Below are 26,035 nucleotides of genomic sequence, written 5' to 3'. Positions count from 1 at the left end.
ATGAAAACAATTGTCAGAAATATCTTTACAGGTTTTCTATTATTAGGATCCGTGATTATGATCAACGGACAGTTTCTTGCTGCTTCCGACACCTCGGAAAGCAGTGTGAAGAAGTATAAGGGTATTATTAATGCCAATAAAGATCTTGTAGAATTTATTGAACAGTTACTCCTTCAGAAAGGTCTTCCCAAACATTTGAGAAACCTGGCCCTGATTGAATCCCATTTTGACAGAAATATTACCTCAGGAGCCGGAGCAGTAGGGATCTGGCAGTTTATGACAGCACATGCCAACCAATACGGACTTACCGAGCAGGGACGTACCGATATTTATAAAAGTACCAAAACAGCTGCTATTTCACTGAGTAATCTTTATAAAAAGTACAATAACTGGGTGACAGTAGTCGCTGCTTACAACTGCGGAGAAGGGAATATTGCCAAAGCGATGGAAGCTGCAGGTTCTACCCAATACCATGAATTTTATAAATACCTTCCGGGGGAAACCATTAATCATGTAAAGAAATATCTTAATGCATGCTATGCCACAGGAGAACTTCAGAGTGTACTGAATAATTATAACTCTGCAAGAATCAACAAGATTTTCTTCCAGGGAGACAGGAAAGAGACTGCTGCAGCGCTTTCGGAAACAGAGATTAATGCAGGTTTCAACCTGAACATTGTCGCCGCTGAACTGAATGTAGAAGTGGATAAAATTCTTGCCTGGAATCCCGGAATTATGGAAGAGCTTCAGAAAAAAGGAGAAAGCCCCTTCTATCTTCCGATGGATCTGATGCCGGACTTTCTGCTAAGGAAAAATAAAATATTGGTTCGCTCCCTAAAAGAAGGAGGAAAAATTCAGCAGTAAAATATATCAACGATATAAAAAAGCAATCAGCCAAACTGATTGCTTTTTTTATGGTACAATCTGTTAAAAACAGACCGATTTTTTACTAATAAAATCTTAATATTTCTCAATGATGTGGAAAATTATTGATTTTTTATACTTCTTTTTAATGAGTTAAATCCTTTGTTAATAGGGTTTGTGGTAGGTTTTTTAAATCCAATGTCGTAGAATTACGACAAGAAATCGTAGAATTACTACAAATTTTCAGATTTCCATTCAAATGCTTTGTTTAGCGGAAAAGAGCCTCTATATTTGCTAACACAATCACCGAATCACAAAATATTAACGATTAAAATTTACAATCATGGCCGAAAGAAATTCAAGAGGAATCTTAAAATTCAACAACGGAGAAGGACAAAAGCTGTTAAAAATGAACTACAGCGTATCAAGATCTACAGACGTTTCAGGACGTGTAGCATCAGATCCTTCCAACGCTTTGATCAAAGTTACAGTAGAAGCTACTGAAAAATCAGACATCCTTGAAAGCTTACTGAACGGTAAATACAAGCCAACCGTAGGAGAAATTACTTTCAACAAATCTCACGAAGAAGGAACACTGATCACTTTGAAATGGGAGAACGGATACGTAATCCAGCACGAAGTAGACTTCGATGCTATCGACAGCAACAGTATGCTGATCAGCTTCGTAGTAAGCGCTGAAACCATTGATTACGGTACTTCCCAGTACGCAGGACTATGGCCTTCAGCAGGTAAATAAGCCTATTCATCATCTTAGTAAAAATAAAATTGGTACAGAACAGCCCTTGTAAAAGTTTGCTGTTCTGTTTTCTGCTTTACAATAAGTTTCAGATAAATAATCCTTACAGAAACCAATATCTGGAATTTACAAAGCCTGTAATGATACCTACAGCATCAATTCAACATTTATTAACTTAAAAACACGTAACACTATGTTTCAAGATGATAAAATTAGAGTAAAGAATTCTCAGCAATCTACCAGCCAGAATACAGAGACGATCAAAAAAACTGCGCAGGAAAATGCGGTTACGAAAGCAGATGAAAAGGTAAACGAGGCAGGGAATAAAATAAAAAAGACAGCAGAAACTGCACAGCATTTAAATTCAGCACAGGAAACAGGAAAGTTTCTGAATCAAACGCTGGTTTCTAACGACCCTTCCGTTGTTGAGACAAAAGTATGGGCCAAACAGCCTACTTCAAAAATACATAATGCAGAAGCAATTTCTCAGAGCTATATAGCAGGAATCAACCGGGTTATCAAGCTTGATGTAATCATAGAAGGTGAGATCATTAATCATTTCAAGCATTTTAAGCTGGTACAGAGTGCTACCAGACACCATGAGTTCAGTCTGATACTGGCTCATGATACTTTAGGTAAACCGGAAAATCACAATCTGGAAGAAGCTCAGAAGTTTTTAGGAAAGAGAATCACAGTTGTTTTCAAATATAAAGATATTGAGAAAGGAGCCGAACGTAATTTTGTAGGAGTGGTTACAGAAGTAGGCTTCAGCCAGGAAAAAGGAAGCCTTGGAAATATTATGATCAAAGGCTACAGTCCAACTGTACTTCTGGATGCTGCCCCTCATATTCAAAGCTTTGGAGGGAACCAGCCTGTAAGTCTGAACAGTATTGCTGATCAGGTAATTAAAGAAGGATTGGGACAGCATAAATTTGATTTCAGAGTAGATGCCCAGCATGGAAATATATCGTACAGCTCACAGTATGAAGAAACCCATTATAATTATCTCGCAAGAATGGCAGAAGCTTATGGAGAGCAATTTTATTATGATGGAGAAGTTCTGCACTTTGGAAAGCTGCCGCCTCAGGAGAAACCTGTCAGGCTTACTTATGGAAGCAGTGTAAGTGATATTGCCATCAAAATGAAGGCCCAGCATGTAAGTCCTACTTTTTATGGCTACAACAGCAGCAAAAATGAAAAGCTGACGGCTGGCAGTTCAAAAATTAACCATACATCAGATATTGCAAGACGTGCTTACGAAATATCAGAAAAAACTTTTACCACTCCTTCTTTGAGAGTGGCGCCTATTAAAGCATCTTCCTTTATGGATATTAATGCTTCCCAGAAGGGAACCGCAGGAAGCAAGGCTGCAGAAGTTTTCGTTACTTCGGGAACTACAACAGTTCCTTTCTTATATCCGGGATGTATCGCAGATATCGAAATGCGTAAAACAGAGAGTAATGAAACCTCTTATTTTACAAAACTGATGATTATTGAAGTTTCTCACGAAGTGGATGCCAGAGGCTATTATGATGGCAAATTTGAAGCAATTGCAGCAGATACAGGATTTATTCCTCGTCCCGAATTTCAGATGCCCAAAGCAGAAGCCCAGTTTGGAAAAGTGATTTCAAATACAGATCCTTTAAATCAGGGAAGAGTACGTGTGCAGTTCGATTGGCAAAGCGGACCTGATACTACTGAATTTGTCCGCGTAATGACCCCGGATGCAGGAAGCAGTGATAAAGTAAATAAGAACAGAGGATTTATGGCTGTTCCGGAAGTGGGAGACCAGGTTATTGTCAATTTTGTACATCAGCACCCGGACCGTCCGTTTGTGATGGGAGGAATGTTCCATGGGGGAATAGGTGGCGGTGGCGGAGCCGGTAACAATATCAAAAGCCTGAGCAGCAGAAGTGGAAATAAATTAGAATTAAATGATGGTGAAGGCTCTGTATTTCTGACGGATCAGGGCGGGGCCAACATGAAGTTTGACGGGGCTGGAAATGCCCAGACGAATGCCAATAACAATAAAACGGTTAACGTAGGAAATAATAATACGGTAAATGCCGGCAGTACAAATTCTATTAATGTCGGAGGAAAAGAAGGCGGGGCAGCCAATTCAGTCCTGACAATGGACGCAGCCGGAAATATTGCTCTGGAAGGAAAAACAAAAATTGAATTAAGAGTTGGTGAAAACAGTATCACAATCACTAAAGAAGGGATTACTATATCTGCAAAAGAAGGAATGCTGGATTTGAATTCATTAAAAAATGCATTACTGGTAACACAGGATAACCTGAGTATTCACAGTAAAGCAGTCACTTCAATGAATGCTACAGGAGATATATTTATTACCGGAAGTAATGTTGATATCAACTGATGCCGCGAATATATTCTAAAACGTATTAAAACATGACTTTGGAACCGAATAAAGTTGAAAAAAATGACCAGCTGGCAGGATTCAAATATGCCTGGTACAAAAAAAGAGAATATAATATCAATATAAAATCCTATCTTACTTTAGGGACAGGAAAAGCCAACCAGACGGAAATAGAAGAAGACTGGGTAGTAATACCGGGAGAATATAATCATATTACCATACAGTCTTCTACCCAGCGATATATTCAGGCAGACGGGCAGATGCAGCCATTTTATGAAATTCTTGAAAAAATAAATAAAGCGACTGAGGTTGTTGAATTATCTTTAAATACGGATAAAAGTATCCACGAAGTAACCAATAAAGGTGAAATTGTAAGCAGGTGGGAAGAGATAAAGAAGGATCTGCATTTTTTTGAGCTGGTAAAAGAAAGTTATAAGGTATTTATTCAGATCTATGATAAAGAATTTAACAATATAGATCGTAATATCAGACAAAACTTTTTGTATCAGATCATGTTTTATCCTTTACCGGCATTCAGCGGGGGAAGTTTTACAGATGAAATTCCTGTAAGAACAGCTTTGTCAACCCTTTTTCCGGGAGAAGAACTTGATTATAGTTCCTCGTATAAAATTTTAAAAAACAAAGAAGGAGGCTTCACTGTGAAACTGGATGGAAAAAGTAAAGGAAATCAGTCCCGCTTTGAAAGTATTTATAAAGATAAATATCAGAGAACGCTCGGAAATGCTCTGGAATATAAGTATGCCATCGAGGGAGAGTATATTTATAATGAAGATTCTGTACTATCAGAGGTCATATTTCATGTGAAAGAAGAACTGAATGAAAAGATGATCTATGTGTGCAGGTACCATATAAGGTTAAGTGAAAAATAACAATTAATACGATCACTATGAGTCAATTATATATCGCACAGGATACTCCGCTTACTTGTAGTAAAGGCCGAAGACTTATAGGAATTGGAGTCAGTTCCCAGTCTTCCGTAAAATTGAAAAAAGGAGCTAAGCTGATGGCCACGGAAAAGGACCGTTTTAAAGACAATTTTATCTGTCCTGAAATGATGATGGCAGGAGCATTAGCAGGGGTAGCAGTAGCGGCAGCTTTCTCCGGTGGGCTTTTTGTTTTAGCGGCAGCCGCCTGGGCAGGAAGTGCCCTCATAGATGACTGCCTCAATATCTGTTCATTTCTATGCAAGGGAAGCGACTGGCAAAATACCCATCCAAAAGTAAAAATTGAAAATAAAAAACCTCTGTTGCAAAATTCCAGTCTACACTGTTTCATAGGAGGTAAAATCACCTTTCATTTACCTGTTGCCCAGCTGCAGGAAGCCTCTATTGCCAGTAGAATGGCCCAGGATTCTTACGAGGATAATAACGGGAAGAATACCAGTATTGATGGGTACACACGAATCAATACAGATGATCAGGCTGAGCTGGACAAGCTGTTCGGTCCGGGCGTGTTAACCAGCAAAGATTTCAATACCAATAAAGATAACGGCTTCTTTTCCTCTTTGTATTATAATAAAGAAACAGGAGATTATTTTGTGGCATTCAGAGGTTCAGAACCTAAAGGAATGCAGTTTTATCATGACTGGTTCATCGAAGATGGAGGACAGGCTCTTGGTTTTGCAACGCCTCAGATAGAAAAAACGAGAATGCTTGCGGAAAAAATGGATAATGCGACCGGAGGAAAAGTGAAATTTACCGGACACTCATTAGGAGGAGGAAACAGTGCCATGGCTTCCTATTACACAGGACTTCCGGGATATACATTCAATGCAAGAGGAGTACATGGTAATACACTCGATTATCTCGATAAAAAAGGAGCCGTAAAATCAACTTCCGGAATTATCAATTACAGTACAAGTAATGATATTCTTAACGGGCTGCAAAATAACAGGGAAGGTCTGCTCTCTACATTGGCTTTATCCAGAATTCCGGGGCTCAACAAAATTGCAATTTTCGGAGGTCTTACAGGAGGTGTTCCGAGAGCGCTGGGAGAACAGAATGAAATCTTCGGGTACATTGAGGATAATGAAGGGCTTGGCCTAAAAACCATTGGAAGCGGACATAGCGCATACAACGATGCGTTTCAGGCGATGCTGGCCACTATAAATACTGATGTTGTAGCTAATAATATATAATATGAAACCATTTATTTTAATAATACTTTCTATCATGACACTTTTTTCCTGTTCAGATTTTAATCTTAGGTCGCGTAAAAACGAAAATAGAAATCAATATCCTCCTTCAAGAATGTTTACAGGAGACGGTTTATCAGCTGCCCAGAAAATGTTTGATGGAGATCTGAAAGGCATGGAAGAAATTATTAAGGAAAAAAATATTGATATCAATAAATTACAGGAGAACACAGGGTATACCTTACTGATGTATGCTTCTATTATTGAAGATTTGAAAGCTATGGAAAAGCTTTTAGAGCTGGGAGCTGATCCCAATATTATAATACCTCATGAAGGTTTTGAGTCTCCTCTGAATCATGCTGTAGCACTTAATAATTACGAAATGCTGCAATTACTTTTCAAATATAAAGCCAGTCCTAACCCAGCTGTAGGGAATTCCCCGTTATCTGATGCAATGACCCTTGGAGGTGAGGAAAGTACCGAAAAGAAAATGATTGATTACTTACTTCAGAATGGCGCTGACATCAATAATGTTTCTTATAACGGAAGCAACATTATGGAAAGTGCAGCCAGGGATGATCTGGATATGGCAGAATACTTTCTGTCCAAAGGAGGATTGCCTAAAATAAAAGGAACAGACCTTTGCCCAATGGCAGATTATATTCAGTATAAGGAAAAGCAGAAAAGTGACCGTAATCTGCCAGACTCTCCTTATTATCAAAAATTATTGGGAATTAAAAAACAGCTGGTTGATCAATATAATGTAGCGTTCCCGTATAACAAAGACACAATAGAAGAAGCAAAACTTAGAATAAGACAGTATGAATCTTTAAGTTCTAAAGACAAGCTATCAGTGAATTTCAAAAAAAATTACGGAGAAAATCTTTATCATGAAGATTTAAACAGGGTTAAAGGAAAATGACAGTGTTTATGATCCGATTATTCCGGACGATTTTTTGTCTTTGACGTATGAAATATTTTAATTTTCAAAGTTTTTCTGTTTTTTATGTAACGTGTTTATAACTAGCGTGTTAGTTTGGTATTTAAATCCATTGTCGTAGAATTACGACAATAAATCGTAGAATTACGACACTTTTTCAGTTTTATATTCAAAATTTTTTTTAAGCCGTAAAGAGCTTCTATATTTGCTAACACAATCACTGAATAACAATATTAACGATTAAAATTTACAATCATGGCCGAAAGAAATTCAAGAGGAATCTTAAAATTCAACAACGGAGAAGGACAGAAGCTGTTAAAAATGAACTACAGCGTATCAAGATCTACAGACGTTTCAGGACGTGTAGCATCAGATCCTTCTAATGCATTAATCAAGGTGACAGTAGAAGCTACTGAAAAATCAGACATCCTTGAAAGCTTACTGAACGGTAAATACAAGCCGACAGTAGGAGAAATTACTTTCAACAAATCTCACGAAGAAGGAACACTGATCACTTTGAAATGGGAGAACGGATACGTAATCCAGCACGAAGTAGATTTCGATGCTATTGACAGCAACAGTATGCTGATCAGCTTCGTGGTAAGTGCTGAAACCATCGACTACGGTACTTCCCAGTACGCAGGACTATGGCCTTCAGCAGGTAAATAAGCCTATTCATCATCTTAGTAAAAATAAAATTGGTACAGAACAGCGGACAAGAGACGCTGTTCTGTTTTTTATTTAACAGGATCAGAATTTTTAAAATCATATCAAAGTAATATATCTCTTGAAGGTGTAATAATAAATTTCTGTTTATGCCCTTAATATATTTGTTATAAGGTATTTATATTCTGTTTTTAAATCTAATGTCGTAGAATTACGACAATAAATCGTAGAACTACGACATCAAATCGTACAATTACGACACTTTTTCAGATTTCCTTTCAATTGCTTTTTTTTCAAAACCAGGGGCTTTATCTTTGTTATATAATTATTGAATTACAATTTATTACTAACGATTAAAATTTACAATCATGGCAGAAAGAAATTCAAGAGGAATCTTAAAATTCAACAACGGTGAAGGGCAGAAACTGTTAAAAATGAACTACAGTGTATCAAGATCTACAGACGTTTCAGGACGTGTAGCATCAGATCCTTCCAATGCATTAATCAAGGTGACAGTAGAAGCTACTGAAAAGTCAGACATCCTTGAAAGCTTACTAAACGGTAAATACAAGCCGACAGTAGGAGAGATCACTTTCAACAAATCTCACGAAGAAGGAACACTGATCACTTTGAAATGGGAGAACGGATACGTAATCCAGCACGAAGTAGATTTCGATGCAGTAGACAGCAACAGTATGCTGATCAGCTTCGTAGTAAGTGCTGAAACCATTGATTACGGTACTTCTCAGTACGCAGGACTATGGCCTTCTTCAGGTAAATAATCCCATAAACTTAAATAAAAAAAGGAACAGTGTACCTTCGGGTATGCTGTTTTGTTTTTTTAACCCCATCCCGAACCTCGCATCCCGATACCCCGAAACCCTTCCTCAAACTATCAACTTTTACTCCTATTTTCTTATATTTGTTCATTATTCAAAATATGGACGCAACACAAGATAAAAGGCTGTTTCTCATCGATGCTTATGCGATGATTTTCAGAGGATATTACGCATTAATCAGGAATCCGAGACTCACCAGCAAAGGTCTGGATACTTCTGCCATCTTCGGTTTTACCAATTCTCTCATCGAATTGATCAGAAGAGAAAAACCAACACACCTGGCAGTAGTTTTTGATGTTGGACAGGCCAGTGTAAGAACTGATGATTTCTCAGAATATAAAGCCAACAGAAGCGAAACTCCCGAAGCAATCAAAATTGCGATTCCATATATCCACAAAATTCTGGAAGCAATGCATATCCCGATTCTTGGGGTAGAAGGATATGAAGCCGATGATGTCATTGGGACTATTGCATGCAAAGCCGAAAAAGAAGGATACACCACCTTCATGGTGACACCGGATAAAGATTTTGCACAGCTGGTTACGGATAAAATTAAAATTTATAAGCCAGGTTTAAAAGGCGGTGACATTGAAATTTTAGGAGTAGAAGAAGTAAAGGCAAAATATGAGATTGATGATCCTAAGCAGGTGATTGATTTCCTTGCCATGATGGGAGATGCAGTAGATAATATTCCTGGATTGGAAGGAGTAGGAGAGAAAACTGCTATGAAATTCCTGAAAGAATTCGGCAGCATTGAAAATTTATTAGCCAATACGGATAAACTGAAAGGAAAACTGAAAGAAAAAGTAGAAGCTTCCGCAGAACGTGGTATTATGTCTAAAAAATTAGCCACTATCATCTGTGATGCTCCTGTAGAATTCCATCAGGAACAATACGACCTGGAAACTCCGGATTTTGAAAAAGTAAAAGAGGTCTTTGACGAAATAGAATTCAGAAGACTATACGAAAACCTTTACAGGGCTTTCGCTCCTGCAGCTGTAGAAACAGTGGTTGTAAGTGAAGTAGAAGTAAAACAGACTCCGGCCGGAACCGAAGTAAAAGGACAGGTTATGCAGCTTGATCTTTTTGCCAATTTTGAGGAACTGGATCAGGCAACTTCTACAAAGTCTACGATTGAGAATAATGATCATCTGTATCAGTTTATCAATAACCCGAAAGCACAGAAAAAACTGGTTGACAATCTGCTGCAGCAGAAAGTGGTATGTTTCGATACGGAAACGACATCATTAAACGAGCTTGAAGCAGAACTGGTAGGAATGAGCTTCTCTTATAAAAAAGGACTTGCTTACTATATTCCGTTCTCTGAAAACAAGGAAGAAGTGTTGCAGACCCTGGAGATTTTCAGACCGTTTTTCGAAAAAGAAGACCTGCTGAAAGTAGCGCACAACCTTAAATTTGATTACAAAGTTTTAAAACAATACGACATCACCGTGAAAGGCGCCATGTTTGATACCATGATTGCCCACTACCTCCTGAACCCGGACGGAAGACACGGGATGGATTATCTCTCAGAAGTATATCTGAACTATAAACCGGTATCCATTGAAACCATTATCGGAAAAAAAGGGAAAAAACAGGGGAATTTCAGAGATGCTGATCTGAGAACACAAACAGATTATGCAGCAGAAGATGCAGATGTAACTTTCCAGTTGTATGAGCTATTCGCACCACAGCTGAAAAAGGAGAACCTGGAAGAGCTTTTCTTTAACATTGAAATGCCTCTGATGGAAGTACTTGCAAAAATGGAACTTTCAGGGATTTCTTTGGATGAAAAATGGTTGGCACAGGAAAGTGTTGACCTTGAGAATGATCTGAAACAGCTTGAAACAAAGATTTTTGAACTTTCAGGAGAAGAATTCAATATGAATTCACCGAAGCAGCTGGGAGAGATTCTGTTTGAAAAATTACAGCTCGATCCAAAAGCGAAGAAAACAAAAACAGGGCAATATGCAACATCAGAAGATGTGCTTCAAAAATTAAGTTCAAAACATGAAATTATCAAGCATATCCTGGAATACAGAACCTATCAGAAATTAAAATCAACTTATGTGGATGCATTGCCTTCACAGATTGAGAAAAAAGATAACAGAGTACATACCAACTTCTCACAGACTACAGCTGCTACAGGCCGTTTGGCGAGTGTAAACCCTAACCTGCAGAATATTCCGATCCGAACGGTGAGAGGGCAGCAGATCCGTGGAGCATTTGTTTCCGGAGAAGGAAAGAAGATTATTTCTGCCGATTATTCACAGATTGAACTTCGTTTGATTGCTGAGATTTCCGGAGAGGATAATATGATCAAAGCTTTTCAGGATGGAGAAGATATCCACGCTTCTACCGCCGCAAAACTCTTTAAAATTCCTTTGGCTGAGGTATCCAAAACTCAGAGAAGTCAGGCTAAAACCGTAAACTTTGGAATTATCTATGGACAAGGAGCTTTTGCTTTGGCAGAACAAACCGGATTATCCCGTACAGAAGCCAAACAGATGATCGAAGCTTACTTTGAAACCTATCCGAAACTGAAGGAGTACATGGCTGAGCAGGTGAACAAAGCACGCCAGGTAGGATATGTTGAAACTATTTTAGGAAGAAAACGTCATTTGAAAGATATTAATTCCAATAATTTTGTGGTAAGAGGTCATGCGGAAAGAAATGCTGTAAACGCACCAGTTCAGGGAAGTGCAGCAGATGTTGTAAAGCTTGCCATGATTAAAATAGACAGAGAACTTGAAGAGCAACAGCTTAAAACAAAGATGCTGCTTCAGGTACATGACGAATTGGTGTTCGAATCTCCGGTAGATGAGATTGATACAGCCTCAAAACTAATCAAAACTGAAATGGAAAGTGCCTTAAAAACACAGGTTCCGCTATTGGTAGAAATTGGAGTAGGAGATAACTGGTTAGAAGCACATTAATCAATACTGTAAATCATACTTTAAATAAAAAACTTCCGTCTTGTAGGCGGAAGTTTTATTTTGTTAGAACTGGACAGCTTACTCTTGTTCTACAGAATTGTAAACATTGGTGACAACATCATCAGGAGAAACATTTTCAAATAAAAATCTTTCTTTTTTTACCTGTACTTTTTTAGTTTCTGATGGCATTTCTTGTTCCATGGTATTTACCGTTTCCAGTATTACTTTACCTTTCATAGGCTCATAATAGAGGGCAGAGTGGGAACCCGCACCCATATTATACGTTTCAATATAGGTAAGAATCAGGTTGTCATTCACATATTTGAATTTACTGAACTGATTACCATAAGGTCCGATATCATAGAGATTGATATTCAATGTTCCTTTTTCAATACTGATGTCTTCAGGATCGTGTATTTTATAGCCAGATTCATTGTATTCATCGGGAAGAACGGTTTCAGAACTTTTAAATAACCGGTATGTTTTGTCAGGATTCTTTAGAAGGACTATCATGGTTCTCTGTGCTAAAGTGTCGTCTTTTTTTCTAAGAATCAATGCTTTATCAGGAAGTCCGTCCTGGTTGAGATCACCTTCGGTTTCGTATTGAATTTCATATTGACTGGATACAAAATCTGAGACTTGTTTTCCTGCTGTCAACTGCTCCTTCTGAACTGGTGCCATATCCTTTTTTATAATGCCCGAAGAGTTTTTCGGAGTCTGTGTTTTGGTTTTGTTACATGAATAAGCAATTAAAGAAGCAAAAAGTAAAGTAGAAAAGATTTTTTTCAATGGTTTGTTTTTTAAGATACAAATCTAGCTTTTATTTCCTGATAATGTAAAATTATGACACATAAACATCCCAGTACGGTAACAGGAAGAAAGGAAAGTGAAACTGTATATTGGATTTCTGAATTGAAGTCGTAAGTACTCCAGGAAGATTCCCTGTCTACAAATAGGGTGTAGTTCCAAAATAACCAGACAAAGATCAGGAACAGGAATTCGACTGAAGCCTTGAAGACAATCTTTTTAACAAAGAAAAGCAGAGAAAAGACAATTGATAAGAACCCACCGGCTATAAGGGATATATACACCGCATCTTCAAAAAATGAACAGTCTATACAGCCGCTTGAAACACGTTCTGAAAGGGTTCCCATTGACCAGTAAAATTGTAAGAATGTAACCACTGAAATAAAGATGGTAATAATGAGCCACCTCTTCAGAAAAGAGTAGAACTGATTAAGTTTGAATTCTTTCATGATGTTCAAATATCTGGATTATTTTATCATTCTTATCATGGCTAAATCATCTGTAGGTTTTACTCCGTATTGATGTTCCAACTGCTTTAGTTTCCTGTTAAGCATTTCTTCAGTTTCGCTATTCTGACGGTCTATCATTAAATATTCAGCAAAATTGATCATTTCTTCAGAATTCGTTTTTTTAATTTTTGAAAAGCTCAAAATACCATCAGTAGCAATGGAAACATCATCCAGACAATCAAAAAATAATTTCTGAGACTGACGGGGATACCATTCTTCAAAGTCTTCATAAAGATGATAAGCTAAATAATCCGGTCTATTATTACGGTCAAATTCTGTGATATTTCCATTGATACAGACAACTCCGTCACCAATGGTTAGGATGAATCCTTCGTCCTTTGTGATGTCGTAAACCAGGATTATAAGACTAGATAACAACTCTTTTTCGTCCAGCATCAGATGATTTTTTACAAATTTGAGTTCATTGAATAAACCTTTTATGATTTTTTTGAGCTCTTCTTCCAGACTCTGCTGGCTGCCTTTTTCATATAAAGCCTTGTAACCGTTTTCAATAATGATTTTACGTAAAATCTTTCCAGTAAGTGTTGACGCAAAATGACTGTCCATAGCTGTAGAGCATCCATCCATCACAGCACACAAAATCTTATCAGAACTGATTTTTTTGATGAGAAGATCATCTTCACAATGATTAATATGATAATCTCCGATTTGTAGAGTAGAATATAAATTCATTACATGCTAAAATAGATTTATTTTTTTAATGTAACCTTATTTCATCCTCATTATAGGTATAAAAATAGCAACAAGTGATCACACGTCTCATGAAATCACTTGTTGCCGGTGTTGAGAAAGCAGTTTTGCTTTGGTTATTAAATATCGTATTCTATTTCTCCCACATAATGCAGTGAAAAATCATCATTTTCTACAGAAACCGGATTAGGAATCACAAATCTTGTCGCAAAAATAATAGCATTTACGGGCGTATCCAGACTGAGTTCGTTTAATTTGTTTTCCAGAACCGGAAGCCATTGGTCAGCATAAGAATACTCTGCAAACTTATCATAAAGACTAAGGCTTTCATCCTCAAAACCATATTCTATAAAATCATCATCAAACCATTTGATGCTCTGTGATTCTGCAAACCTGGAAACATACTGATCATCAGTTTCTTCCTCTATATAGTAGTTTTCATCCTCTTCTATGAAGCTATAAAAATCTTCTTCATTCTTGAAATATCCTAACCAGAAGTGTGAAATTTCTTTATCCATAATTGTATATAAGTATTATTTTTTTTGATTTTTTTTAAGTGACATTTTCCCGTGTTGATGAATATCCCTTTTATACAAGAAAATTTCCGCAATTAAAATGTAACATTACAAAAGTTTTTCGTGAAACAAATTTTTGGGGCAGCAACGCAAAATCTCCTCAGCAAAGATAGTTCCTTAATAGGATTTATTGTAAATTTATTCTCTGTTTAAATTATAAAAGATGGATTTTCTTCAGGACCATTATATTATTAAAAATGAATTGCTGCTGATCCTTATTTCAGTTATTCTAGGACTGTTTATTGGTGCTGAACGTGAATACCGTAATAAGTCGGCCGGTCTCAGGACCTTTATTCTCGTTTGCTTCGGTGCCTGCCTTTTTACGATACTTTCTATAAAAATAGGTGTGGAAAATCCGGATCGTCTTGCCGCCAATATTATTACAGGAATCGGATTTCTGGGCGCAGGAGTCATTTTCAAAGGCGATAATAAAATTGAAGGGATTACCACAGCAACCACTATCTGGGCAACTGCTTCTATTGGAATGGCTGTAGGTTCCGGCTATGTTTATATTGCATTGTTGGGGACAACGTTGGTATTACTTATTTTAAGTGCCCTGACTTATCTCCAGAATTTTATTGATAATTATAATAAAGTAAGGGAATACAAAATTGCCGTAACAGACTCGCAGGATATTAAATATTGTGAAAATATATTTAAAGAAAATCATTTAAGATATCAGATGCTCAAACAGCAATATTCCCAGGAAAGCTTTACCGTTATATGGAGGCTTACCGGAAAAAATAGCCATCATGAGGAAGTCATCAGCAGTCTGGTGGATGATCCGAAAATTAAAGCGTATCAGTTTTAGACCGTAAAAGAGCAAAAAAATAAAGGCCGGAGCCTTTATTTTTATTTTTTCTTGAATACATAAAGATCTTTGTTAGGGCCATCGATCTCTTTTCCTTCCATATCCAGTTGGATCAACATATTCTCACCCACTTTATATTTATATTGGGCTGTTTTCCCTTTTAAAGTAATCATGCTTCCTGTAGCATCCCATTCAAAAGTGCCTTTATCCTGATTTTTTGAATTCCTCTCAAGATATTCCTCCGTGATACTGAATGTTTTATCATCATTCAATGTTAAAGAAGTCTTGATTCCCGGACAGTCTGCACAAGGAACTGTTGCTTCATAAGTTCCGGCCCAGTCCAGAGCATTTTCAGACGTATCACCAGCAGCTGTAGGAGTAGCTTTAGTGATGCTGTCTGCAGCAACAGGTTGTACAGCCGTAGCAGAATCTGTAGTCGCTGTTGTTTCAGTGGTTTCTTTTTTAGAACATGAAGCAAGGAACAGAGCTGATGCCATTCCCAACATGAGCATTTTACTTTTCATCATAATAATTAATTTAAGGATGTTTTTAATAATAAAGTTACTTCCAATCAACAAAAATTGAGCCAGAAGAACATTGAACAGCAGATTGAGCAATGGTGAATAGTCAATTCGCTCCGCTTGTCAATTTTTAATGAATTTACTTACTGTTTGATTATAAAAATTCACTATTCACTTGTGAAGCAAGATTCACTATTGACCATCACTATTTTCCAAAAACGAACTCTTAGTAACTTTTCCACCCGTTTTATAAAGCCTGTTCCTATTTTTCTTTGTAAATTGGGGCAAAATTTTGATTATGACAAAAAAGATACTTTTATCTGTATTTCTTTTGCCAGCTGCAATGGCATTTGCGCAACAATATGGAGGAATGTGGATTCCTACAGAGCTGAATGAAAAGGAAATGAAGGATTTAGGAATGAAGATTTCTGCAAAAGATATTTTCAATCCTCAGAAACCAAGCATTAAAGATGCGGTTGTACAGTTTAACGGCGGATGTACTGCAGAAATTATTTCGCCTAAAGGATTGCTTTTAACGAACCATCACTGTGGTTTTGGGCAGATTCAGGCACACTCTACCGTTCAGAATGATCTTCTTTCAAACGGATTTTGGGCAAAAAATACAGAAGGTGAACTTCCTAATCCGGGAGTAAAAGTAGATTTTATTGTAGATATAAAAGAAGTTACTGATCCTATTTTAGAAGGTACGGACAATCTTACAGAACCTGAACTTACTAAAAAGATCAACAACAATATTGAGGTGTATAAAAACTCTCAGAAAATTGAATCTTACCAGTCGATCATGGTAAAACCAATGTATTATGGAAACAAATACTATGCTTATACCATCGAAACGTATAAAGATATCCGTCTTGTAGGAGCTCCTCCTCAAAGCATCGGTAAATTCGGAAGCGACACAGACAACTGGGTTTGGCCGAGACACACCGGAGATTTCTCGATGTTCAGAATTTATGCAGACAAGAACAACAAACCTGCAGAATATTCAAAAGACAATGTACCATACGTTCCAAAGCACTATTTACCGGTTTCTATCAAAGATAAAAACGAGAACGATTTTACTTTTGTTTTCGGATTCCCGGGAAGAACTACAGAATACCTTCCTGCAATCGCTGTAGAGAAGATCATGAAAGATATTGACCCTGCAAGAATTGCGGTACGTGATGTGGCTCTGAAAACGTTGGACGAAAAAATGCGTGTTGACAATGAAACCCGTATCAAATATGCTTCAAAATATGCTTCAGTAGCCAACTACTGGAAAAAATGGATCGGTGAAGTAGAAGGATTGAAAAAATCCAATGCTGTAGAAAAGAAAGTAATGTATGAAGGTTCTTTGGTCGCTAAAAATCCTGAGATCAAGACTACTTTGGATCAGCTGAATAAACTGTACAACGATCAGGCTCCTTATGCATTAAACAACGCTTACTATACAGAAGTAATCAAAAATGCGGAGACTTTGAAATTAGCTGGTGATTATTATGATTTCGTTGCGTCTGTAGAAGCAGGAAGAATGGATGAAAAAGAACTATCAAAGCTGAAAACGAAATTAACTTCTTTCTATAAAGATTACAGTGCTGAGCTTGATGCAAAAGTAACTGCAAAACTATTGGCTTTGTACGTTAATAAAACAGCACCACAGTTTTTACCGGCAGGATTCAGCAAATATAAAGATGAGAACGCTAATATTCCTGTTGTAGAAGATATGTCTAAAAACTCTGTCATTACAGGAAGAACTGCTGTAAACGGAGGAACTTTAACTGCTGATATTGATAAAGCATTTTCTAATCAGGATAAACTGATCAGAACTTTAAAGAAAGACCCTATTTATCAATTATATGTTTCGATGAAAGAAACCTATATGAAAACTGCAGATCCGCAATACACTTCAATGCAGGCAAAAATTGATGCTTTGCAGAAAAAATTCATGGCGCAGCAGATGAAGACGGATAAAGACAGAAAATTCTTCCCGGATGCCAACTCAACGCTTCGTGTAACTTACGGTAAAGTGAAAGGTTCCACTCCTAGAGATGCCGTTTCTTACGGATACCAGACTCACCTTGCAGGAGTAATGGAAAAGTATGTTCCCGGAGATTACGAATTTGATGTTCCAAAGAAACTGATTGATCTTTACAACAAAAAAGATTTCGGAATCTATAAAGATAAAACAGGTGATGTTCCTGTAGGATTCACTGCTACCAACCATACAACCGGAGGAAACTCAGGAAGCCCGGCTCTTGATGCTAACGGAAACCTTGTCGGATTGAATTTCGACAGACAGTGGGAAGGAACAATGAGTGATATCAACTATGATCCGCGTTTCAGCAGAAACATCATGGTAGATACAAAATATATCCTTTTCATCATTGATAAGTTCGCAGACTCAAGATGGCTTGTTGATGAAATGAAGATCATAAAATAATTTTAAAAGTTATACCTTTAAGAATCTATTTGAATTTAATTTTGAATAGATTCTTTTTTATTTACAATAGGATGAAAGAAAGGATCATCAATGTTTTGGCAGCTTTTGAAACTGGGAATATCGGAAAATCATTTCCGCTGGATTACTGTCTGCCTCTTTATCACAGTGTTTCCGACGAAGAACTTCCTCATTTAAAACATGTGATCCGTTATAAGACTACTCAGCAATTTGAAGACGATCTGGATCACATGGCCAGTAATTTTCAGTTTGTGAACTGGCAGGAGTTTAAGGATTATAGGGCCGGAAGCTTTAAACCTTCAAAAAAAATTGCCCTTTTAACTTTTGATGATGGTTTCAGAGAGTTTTACGATATTGCGGCTCCCATTTTGGAACGAAAAGGAATATATGCCTGTAATTTTATCAATCCGGCTTTCATAGACAATAAAGAGATGATGTTCAGATGCAAAGCGAGCCTTCTTGCCGATGCTGCTGAAAAAATAAAAACCATAGATCCCGAAATTTATTTTATCCTGTCGCTGAAAAATTTGGATAGAAGGGTTTTACAAAAGAAAATTTTATCCATAAATTATCAGGAAAAAGAAATTCTGGATCAGCTTGGTGAAAAACTTGAGGTAGATTTTAAAGCCTATTCAAAACAATATCAACCTTACTTAAATACAGAAGAATTACAGGAACTGACCCGTAAAGGTTTTGGAATTTCTTCGCACAGCTGGGATCATCCCAAATATGGCGATTTGTCTTTGAAAGAACAAATGACAACAACCGACAGAACTTTTGCCTATTTAAAAGAAAATGGCTTTTTGTACGAAAGTTTTGCATTCCCTTTTACCGATTTTGAAGTAAAGAAAGATTTTTTTGATGAACTTTATAAAAATGAAGAGATCTACTGCAGCTTTGGGTGTGCCGGTATAAAACTGGACAGTGTGAAGAGAAACTTTCAAAGAATTCCAATGGAAATGGGAGAGAGCGGAGCACAGATATTGAAAAAAGAAACAGCTTACTTCAGATTGAAAAGCCTGATGAATAAAAATACGATTGTGAGAAAATGATAACGCTGAAAACATTCAATAGAAAAGAACTGGAAGATTTTATATCCTCCGGAGCTTTCCGGCAGTATGATTTCCTTCCGGTTACTAGACACCGTGCGCTGTCTCATATTCAGAATCCAAAAGCATCAGATCATGATACACTTCTCATTCTTGCTTTTTATGAAGAAAAACTGATCGGTTATGTGGGATGTTTTCCGGATTGTTTTATCATTGATGGAAAAGAAATCCGCTATGCCTGGCTCAGTACCCTGTATGTAAACCCGGAATACAGAAAAAAAAGACCGGCGAAAGCATTGCTGAAAAAAGTTTTTGAAGAATACGAAGGCCGGATTGCCATTACAGAATTTACCAAAGAAGCAGAAGCACTCTACAATATTATGGGTGTTTTTGAATATGTCTTTCCCAAAGATGGCAAACGCTACTACTTCAGAACCGATGCCACCAAAATGATTCCTGAAAAGAAACCGGGAACACAACCGTTAAAACCTCTTTTTCAAATTCTGGATGCTGCCGCCAATGGAGTGATCTCAATAAAGAACCTGGCCGCACCAAAACCAGATTTTAAATATGAAGTTCTGGATCACATCGACAAAGAAAGTGCAGATTTTATGAACAGGTTTCCCGGGATGCGCAATGCAGACGAAATCAATTCTTTTATAGAAAATCCCTGGGTTTTGGAAGGCAAAAAAGATGAAAAATACCTGTTTTCAAGTTTTGCCGACAGCTTTAAATATTTCTGGATCAAAATTTTAAATAAAAATAACAAGATTACATCCTGTTTTCTGCTGCAGCTCCGTGATGGCTATCTTAAAATACCTTACCTTTTTACGGACGGTAATTTCGATGAGGTTATCCGGTTTTTACAGTATTTCATCGTGAGTCATAAAGTAAAAGGCTTTACTTCTTATCAAACCGTACTAAACAGGGAAATACAACAGTCAAAAGTATTTTCCCCTATCTATGAACGTGATTTTAAAAGGGAGTACCTGTTTCATAAAAATCTTTTGGAATTGCTTCCCGGTCATTTTAACCCAAACTATCAGGATGGTGACGGAGATTGCATGATGACGTAATAGAATGATGAATGATGAATGATGAATGATGAAGGATGAGCTACACGTGATCAATTATCATTCATTACTTATAAAAAAACAAACCGCCCGATAGAATGATCAGGCGGTTTGTTTTTTAATGTCCAAAAATATCTTTCAGACTTACTTCTTTAAATATCCCCATTTTGTTGACAGCTTCCATATCAAGATTCTCTTTTTTGCCGATAATAGCGGTGTTAAAATGTATTGATTTGACTTCTGTCTGATAAAAATGCTTGATATCCTCAAATGCCAAGTGCTGGATCTGTTCATAAATATCTTTTCTGAAATCATGATAGATATTTAATTTCTGCAGTCTTAAGGTATTGAAGAATATATTGTTTCGGGTAACCCTTGTTGAAGCAATCTGTTTCAAAGCTGCATTTCTGGCATTCTCAAACTGAATAGGAACTTCCGGAAGCTCGTTCATCAGTTCATTCAGGGTATCTACAGCGATCATAAGCTTGTCAGGCTGGGTTCCGATATAGGTCGTTACATAATCGGGATGGTTCAGTTCCGAGTTCGCGGCATAAGAAACATAAGCAGAGTAGGCAAGACTTTTACTTTCCCGCATCTCCTGGAAAACAATGGAAGATAACCCTCTTCCAAAATATTCATTGAAAACATTGATTTTTCCAAAATGAAGCGGGTTCACCTTGTTTCCTTTACCAATCTTGCTCATTTCCATCTGAACCATATCATAGTTGATGAAATACACGTTTCCTCCGGTTGCCGGTTCCGGATACAGTTTGGCAGCTGGTATCTGAAGGCTTTCAGGTTCTATGTATTCACCAATGTATTTTGTAAAGGTTTCAAAATTTTTACCATAGAAAAATACCTGATAAGGATATTGGAAAAGCTTTTTCATTCTGTCTGTAAAAACTTCAGCACTGCTGTTTTCAAGCTCTTCCTTAGAAATAACATCCGTAAAACGTGAGTTGCTACCCAGCTTTGTATAATTGTTCAGGGCTGTTATAATCCGGTTTTTATCTTTCTTCATGGCCTGACGGTTTTCCAGTACTGTTCCCACAAACTGATTATAGATTTCCTGATCAGGCTGTACATCTCGCATCCAATGCTGCAGAAGGGCAATTCCTTTTTCTATATTCTCTTCCAGTCCGCTCAGCGAGATGGTCAGCTGATTGTTCGTTGTTTTAAAATCATTGCTGATTCCGATTTTGAAAAATTCCTTTTTTAAATCCTCCGGCGAAAGGGTATCAGTTCCCAAATACTGAAGAAGCTGAGTTGAAACCCCTAAATCTCTGTCATGATCACTTCCAAAAGAGAAAATGAAATGTACCTGAGCAATATCGTTGTATTTATTCTTTACGAAACTTAATTTCTTTCCGTTAAGCTGATCTGTAACGATTTCTTTTTGATAATCAATAAATTCAGGCTTGATATCCTCAGTTTTATCCGCTAAAATCTCTTTCAGAAACTCTGACTGCGTATCACGGTTGATCTTAACAGGAGTGATACCTGGATTCTCAACTCTGATCAGTTTGTCGTTTACCCCTTTTTCTTTATTCACAACCACATAGTTTTCCTTGAAAAACTCATTGGCAAAATTCACTACGTCATCTTTGGTGAAAGAGGCATACTCATCCATTTCATTCAGTTCCTCTTCCCAGGTTCTTCCTTTTATATAAGAATCGTAAAGATTGGTGGCAAGGCCTTCGGCGGTTTCAAGACCTTTCATTCTCTGAAGTTTGAAATCATTGATGATGGCTGGCAGCATCCAGTCCGGAAAATCTCCTTTCTTGATCAGCTCAATTTCATCCAATACCATATTCTTTGCTTCCTCCAGAGTCTGTGTTTCCTTAGGAACCGCAACAATGGAGAAATATCCATACTGTCTTAGTCCTACAGAAAAGGCTTGAGCCCAAAGCATCTTCTGCGTCTGGTTAATGTGTAAATCCAATAATCCGGCTTCTCCTCTGTTGCTGAGAATATTGGCAACTATATCAGCCAGCATTGCTTCTCTTGTTCCATAGCTATCTGTTCTCCATGCAAGCTGAGTACGTGGAGTAGTAGGGCTTTTTACTGTTCTGGCTACAACTTCTGTAATAGGCTGTTCAGTAATGGGTGTTTTTGCAGGAAGCTCTTTATAAGGTAAAGTCCCAAAATACTGATCAATTAATTGGATCGTTTCATCGAAATCAAGATCCCCAACCAATACCATAGCATAATTATTGGGAACATAATATTCATCAAAATACTTGTGAATAGCCTTCATCGATGGATTTTTCAGGTGTTCCGGTTTTCCCAGCGTGGTTTGCTGCCCGTTGGGATGAGTCGGGAAAAGAGCATCCATAAGTTCATAACTCACAAGTCTTGTGTCATTGTCCTGCGCCCTGTTGAACTCCTCATACACCGATTCCAGCTCAGTATGGAAAAGGCGAAGTACAATTTCAGAGAACCTTTCCTTCTCTATTTTCAGCCATTTTTCAAGTTCGTTATTCGGAATATTGTTTTTGTAAACCGTTTCATCAAACCAGGTATGCGCATTGGTACCACTGGCTCCCAGAGAAGAAATCGCTTTATCATATTCATTGGCAATGGCATATTGGCTGGCTTCCTGGGAAACTTCATCGATCTTCTTGTAGATTTCCCTTTTCTTTTCAGGATTCTGTTCCGCTTTATGTTCTTCATATAAAGCCGAGATCTGATCAAGAAGTTCTTTTTCCTTTTCCCAGTTCTGAGTTCCGATTTTTGAAGTCCCTTTAAACATCATATGCTCAAGATAATGAGCCAGCCCCGTATTATCAGCCGGGTCATTATTACTTCCTGTTCTTACCGGAATGAAGGTCTGTATTCTCGGAGCATCAAAATTCTGAGCAAGAAAAACCTTTAATCCATTGTTCAAAGTATAGATTCTGACGTTATTTTCGTCATGGGCTACCGTAATATATTCGTATTGGTTTTTATCTGTATGTACCGTTTCCTTATATTTTCTGTCTGTCATATAAAACTCATTTCATTCCTTAGAAACCGGAATGGACTACAAATGTAAGGATTCAAAAAAAATGTTGATCCTTTTTTATCATTATTACATCTATTACTGCGGTTGAAAAAGTGAATTATAAGCAAGAATCAGCTATGCAGAAAGAAATAAGTTTTTTAATTCTTCATTCCAAACCCTCAAACTTTTCCACTCTCAAACCCTCCAACCCTCCAACTCTCGAACTTTATTAGGAGCTATTTCCTGCTATCCATTCATACTCCTCGCGCCCGCGCATTCCAGCGCTCTCACCCTGAGCGAAGCCGAAGGCCCCCACACCTAAAACCCACCCACCCTCTAACCCAAGCTGCGGGGTAACCATTACTATCAGGGCTAGGGTAGGAGTCGTTAATGATGAATGATGAATGATGAATGATGGTTTTGGGGTAAGAGGGTACAGGGGCTGAGGTTATTGTGTCGCGGGTTTCGGATTGCCGGGTAGAGCAGTAACATTAGTATTGCGTTTTCAATATTTCTGATTTCTATGAAAGGTGGTTAGTGAGTCTAAATCTCTATCTCATTGTGTCATTCCGCAGGAATCCAAGCTTCTTTACGAGAGTCTGAAAGGAAGTGAAATGCCAGTATAATGTCTAAGGCCTTTTAACAGTTAGTATTAGGCATGTCATCCTAAGCTGAGCCGAAACATTTTAATTAATTACAGGTATAGGAGTTAAATCTTATTGCTCTATATTATATATAAATATACTCTTTAGTCTTCGTCGAAGAAAGTCAGCTCTCTTATATAATTTGGTCTCTATATAATATATACCTTATTTGATCATAGTTACCCCAAATCCTCGCATCCCGCACCCCGAATCATCCCTCTCTCCCCCTAAACACTCAAACACTCAAACTCTCCCACACTCCCACGCTCTCACCCCGATCTTCCAAACAAATGTTTAAAATTTTTCCCCCTGCTACCCAGTCCTTTAGGAACAAATATCACCGTAATGTAAAATTTATGTTCAATAAACTTGTTTTGCGTTGTAGGAAGTTACTATCTTTGCCCCACTGAAAACGAGAGTAGAACAGTAGCGCAGAAGCGCCTTTAGATAGGCAGGAACGATATTACTTCAAAAAAGAAACAGACGAAAAAAACTTTAAAACTTTTTGTAAAAAAAGTTGCCGGTTAAAAAAGAGTTTGTATCTTTGCAGTCCCAATTAGAGGGAGCGCAGGAGTATAGAGATTGAGGTTTTGAGAAGAATTAAGGTTACTTAAAAAACTTTAAAATTTTCTTCAAAAACATTTGGTCATTAAAAAATAAAGTTTTACTTTTGCACTCGCAAATACGGAGCGACACTGACAGAGAGATTGCTTCGTTGAAAAGCGAAAGATATAAAGATCATTGACATACAATATAACAACCAAGTAAGGAAAAACTAAAGCGTTAAAAACTTTGAGTGAGTCAGACAAACATACAATGGAGAGTTTGATCCTGGCTCAGGATGAACGCTAGCGGGAGGCCTAACACATGCAAGCCGAGCGGTAGAGATCTTTCGGGATCTTGAGAGCGGCGTACGGGTGCGGAACACGTGTGCAACCTGCCTTTATCTGGGGGATAGCCTTTCGAAAGGAAGATTAATACCCCATAATATACTGAATGGCATCATTCGGTATTGAAAACTCCGGTGGATAGAGATGGGCACGCGCAAGATTAGATAGTTGGTGAGGTAACGGCTCACCAAGTCTGCGATCTTTAGGGGGCCTGAGAGGGTGATCCCCCACACTGGTACTGAGACACGGACCAGACTCCTACGGGAGGCAGCAGTGAGGAATATTGGACAATGGGTGAGAGCCTGATCCAGCCATCCCGCGTGAAGGACGACGGCCCTATGGGTTGTAAACTTCTTTTGTATAGGGATAAACCTACCCTCGTGAGGGTAGCTGAAGGTACTATACGAATAAGCACCGGCTAACTCCGTGCCAGCAGCCGCGGTAATACGGAGGGTGCAAGCGTTATCCGGATTTATTGGGTTTAAAGGGTCCGTAGGCGGATCTGTAAGTCAGTGGTGAAATCTCACAGCTTAACTGTGAAACTGCCATTGATACTGCAGGTCTTGAGTGTTGTTGAAGTAGCTGGAATAAGTAGTGTAGCGGTGAAATGCATAGATATTACTTAGAACACCAATTGCGAAGGCAGGTTACTAAGCAACAACTGACGCTGATGGACGAAAGCGTGGGGAGCGAACAGGATTAGATACCCTGGTAGTCCACGCCGTAAACGATGCTAACTCGTTTTTGGAATGTAAGTTTCAGAGACTAAGCGAAAGTGATAAGTTAGCCACCTGGGGAGTACGAACGCAAGTTTGAAACTCAAAGGAATTGACGGGGGCCCGCACAAGCGGTGGATTATGTGGTTTAATTCGATGATACGCGAGGAACCTTACCAAGGCTTAAATGGGAAATGACAGGTTTAGAAATAGACTTTTCTTCGGACATTTTTCAAGGTGCTGCATGGTTGTCGTCAGCTCGTGCCGTGAGGTGTTAGGTTAAGTCCTGCAACGAGCGCAACCCCTGTCACTAGTTGCCATCATTAAGTTGGGGACTCTAGTGAGACTGCCTACGCAAGTAGAGAGGAAGGTGGGGATGACGTCAAATCATCACGGCCCTTACGCCTTGGGCCACACACGTAATACAATGGCCGGTACAGAGGGCAGCTACACTGCGAAGTGATGCAAATCTCGAAAGCCGGTCTCAGTTCGGATTGGAGTCTGCAACTCGACTCTATGAAGCTGGAATCGCTAGTAATCGCGCATCAGCCATGGCGCGGTGAATACGTTCCCGGGCCTTGTACACACCGCCCGTCAAGCCATGGAAGTCTGGGGTACCTGAAGTCGGTGACCGTAACAGGAGCTGCCTAGGGTAAAACAGGTAACTAGGGCTAAGTCGTAACAAGGTAGCCGTACCGGAAGGTGCGGCTGGAACATCTCATTTTAGAGCGTCTTAGGACGTTAAACAAAATCA

General features: G+C 38.2%; 19 protein-coding genes and 1 rRNA gene. 14 read left to right on the top strand and 6 right to left on the bottom strand.

What is annotated here, in order from left to right:
* From AB1278_RS18715 to polA, 9 genes are all read left to right on the top strand, one after another.
* A complete protein-coding gene (locus AB1278_RS18715) occupies positions 1-864 on the top strand; it encodes a lytic transglycosylase domain-containing protein (protein ID WP_110011671.1) in 864 nt (287 codons plus the stop codon).
* A gap of 343 nt (positions 865-1,207) precedes the next feature.
* Positions 1,208-1,621 (top strand): type VI secretion system tube protein TssD, encoded by a 414-nt coding sequence (tssD, locus tag AB1278_RS18710; protein ID WP_053328223.1) that lies wholly within the window; start codon positions 1,208-1,210, stop codon positions 1,619-1,621.
* Between the two features lie 193 nt (positions 1,622-1,814).
* The gene (locus AB1278_RS18705) at positions 1,815-4,001 is read left to right on the top strand and encodes a type VI secretion system Vgr family protein (protein ID WP_429816297.1); all 2,187 of its coding nucleotides are present in this window, start codon (positions 1,815-1,817) and stop codon (positions 3,999-4,001) included.
* A gap of 32 nt (positions 4,002-4,033) precedes the next feature.
* Positions 4,034-4,891, top strand: a complete 858-nt coding sequence (locus tag AB1278_RS18700) for a hypothetical protein (protein ID WP_343643206.1) — start codon at positions 4,034-4,036, stop codon at positions 4,889-4,891.
* 17 nt (positions 4,892-4,908) lie between these two features.
* The gene (locus tag AB1278_RS18695) at positions 4,909-6,159 is read left to right on the top strand and encodes a PAAR-like protein (protein WP_343643205.1); all 1,251 of its coding nucleotides are present in this window, start codon (positions 4,909-4,911) and stop codon (positions 6,157-6,159) included.
* A 1-nt stretch (position 6,160) separates the two neighbouring features.
* Entirely contained in the window at positions 6,161-7,078 is a 918-nt protein-coding gene (locus AB1278_RS18690; RefSeq protein ID WP_429816293.1) for an ankyrin repeat domain-containing protein, read from the top strand.
* A 273-nt stretch (positions 7,079-7,351) separates the two neighbouring features.
* A complete protein-coding gene (tssD, locus tag AB1278_RS18685; RefSeq protein ID WP_053328223.1) occupies positions 7,352-7,765 on the top strand; it encodes a type VI secretion system tube protein TssD in 414 nt (137 codons plus the stop codon).
* A 365-nt stretch (positions 7,766-8,130) separates the two neighbouring features.
* Positions 8,131-8,544: a type VI secretion system tube protein TssD gene (gene tssD / locus AB1278_RS18680; protein ID WP_062675327.1), complete on the top strand. Its 414-nt coding sequence runs from the start codon at positions 8,131-8,133 to the stop codon at positions 8,542-8,544.
* A 158-nt stretch (positions 8,545-8,702) separates the two neighbouring features.
* Positions 8,703-11,537 (top strand): DNA polymerase I, encoded by a 2,835-nt coding sequence (gene polA, locus AB1278_RS18675; RefSeq protein WP_395972664.1) that lies wholly within the window; start codon positions 8,703-8,705, stop codon positions 11,535-11,537.
* Between the two features lie 78 nt (positions 11,538-11,615).
* On the opposite strand, the gene AB1278_RS18670 is transcribed toward polA, so the two are convergent.
* The 4 genes from AB1278_RS18670 to AB1278_RS18655 form a co-directional block, all read right to left on the bottom strand.
* Positions 11,616-12,326, bottom strand: coding sequence for a hypothetical protein (locus AB1278_RS18670; RefSeq protein WP_202843196.1), 711 nt, complete (start codon positions 12,324-12,326; stop codon positions 11,616-11,618).
* Between the two features lie 11 nt (positions 12,327-12,337).
* On the bottom strand, positions 12,338-12,793 hold the full coding sequence (locus AB1278_RS18665; RefSeq protein WP_202843194.1) for a hypothetical protein: 456 nt from the start codon (positions 12,791-12,793) through the stop codon (positions 12,338-12,340).
* Positions 12,794-12,811: 18 nt separating this feature from the next.
* Positions 12,812-13,546 carry a protein phosphatase 2C domain-containing protein gene (locus tag AB1278_RS18660; protein ID WP_202843192.1) on the bottom strand — a complete coding sequence of 245 codons (735 nt, stop codon included), beginning with the start codon at positions 13,544-13,546 and terminating at the stop codon, positions 12,812-12,814.
* 137 nt (positions 13,547-13,683) lie between these two features.
* A complete protein-coding gene (locus tag AB1278_RS18655) occupies positions 13,684-14,082 on the bottom strand; it encodes an immunity 22 family protein (RefSeq protein WP_202843190.1) in 399 nt (132 codons plus the stop codon).
* Between the two features lie 220 nt (positions 14,083-14,302).
* On the opposite strand from AB1278_RS18655, the gene AB1278_RS18650 reads away from it, so the two are divergent.
* Positions 14,303-14,950, top strand: coding sequence for an MgtC/SapB family protein (locus AB1278_RS18650; protein ID WP_202843188.1), 648 nt, complete (start codon positions 14,303-14,305; stop codon positions 14,948-14,950).
* Between the two features lie 41 nt (positions 14,951-14,991).
* On the opposite strand, the gene AB1278_RS18645 is transcribed toward AB1278_RS18650, so the two are convergent.
* On the bottom strand, positions 14,992-15,477 hold the full coding sequence (locus AB1278_RS18645; protein ID WP_238349695.1) for a copper resistance protein NlpE: 486 nt from the start codon (positions 15,475-15,477) through the stop codon (positions 14,992-14,994).
* A 292-nt stretch (positions 15,478-15,769) separates the two neighbouring features.
* Here AB1278_RS18645 and AB1278_RS18640 point away from each other — a divergent pair, with 292 nt between their 5' ends.
* The 3 genes from AB1278_RS18640 (at position 15,770) to AB1278_RS18630 (ending at position 20,051) form a co-directional block, all read left to right on the top strand.
* Positions 15,770-17,908 (top strand): S46 family peptidase, encoded by a 2,139-nt coding sequence (locus AB1278_RS18640; RefSeq protein WP_202843186.1) that lies wholly within the window; start codon positions 15,770-15,772, stop codon positions 17,906-17,908.
* Between the two features lie 71 nt (positions 17,909-17,979).
* Positions 17,980-18,978 (top strand): polysaccharide deacetylase family protein, encoded by a 999-nt coding sequence (locus AB1278_RS18635; protein ID WP_429816284.1) that lies wholly within the window; start codon positions 17,980-17,982, stop codon positions 18,976-18,978.
* Positions 18,975-20,051: a GNAT family N-acetyltransferase gene (locus AB1278_RS18630; RefSeq protein ID WP_429816281.1), complete on the top strand. Its 1,077-nt coding sequence runs from the start codon at positions 18,975-18,977 to the stop codon at positions 20,049-20,051. Before AB1278_RS18635 ends, AB1278_RS18630 begins: the two co-directional genes overlap by 4 nt.
* Before the next feature lie 115 nt (positions 20,052-20,166).
* Here the strand turns inward: AB1278_RS18630 and AB1278_RS18625 are convergent, their stop codons facing one another.
* The gene (locus tag AB1278_RS18625; protein ID WP_202843177.1) at positions 20,167-23,034 is read right to left on the bottom strand and encodes a M16 family metallopeptidase; all 2,868 of its coding nucleotides are present in this window, start codon (positions 23,032-23,034) and stop codon (positions 20,167-20,169) included.
* Positions 23,035-24,488: 1,454 nt separating this feature from the next.
* Between AB1278_RS18625 and AB1278_RS18620 the strand changes: the two genes are divergently transcribed.
* Positions 24,489-26,005 (top strand): 16S ribosomal RNA (locus AB1278_RS18620).
* Positions 26,006-26,035 lie beyond the last annotated feature (30 nt).

This window comes from Chryseobacterium sp. NRRL B-14798, assembly GCF_050470705.1.
In the GTDB taxonomy this organism is placed as follows: domain Bacteria; phylum Bacteroidota; class Bacteroidia; order Flavobacteriales; family Weeksellaceae; genus Chryseobacterium; species Chryseobacterium cupriresistens.
The sequence above is the reverse complement of the archived record's forward strand: the minus strand, read 5'-3'. Positions and strand labels throughout refer to the sequence as shown.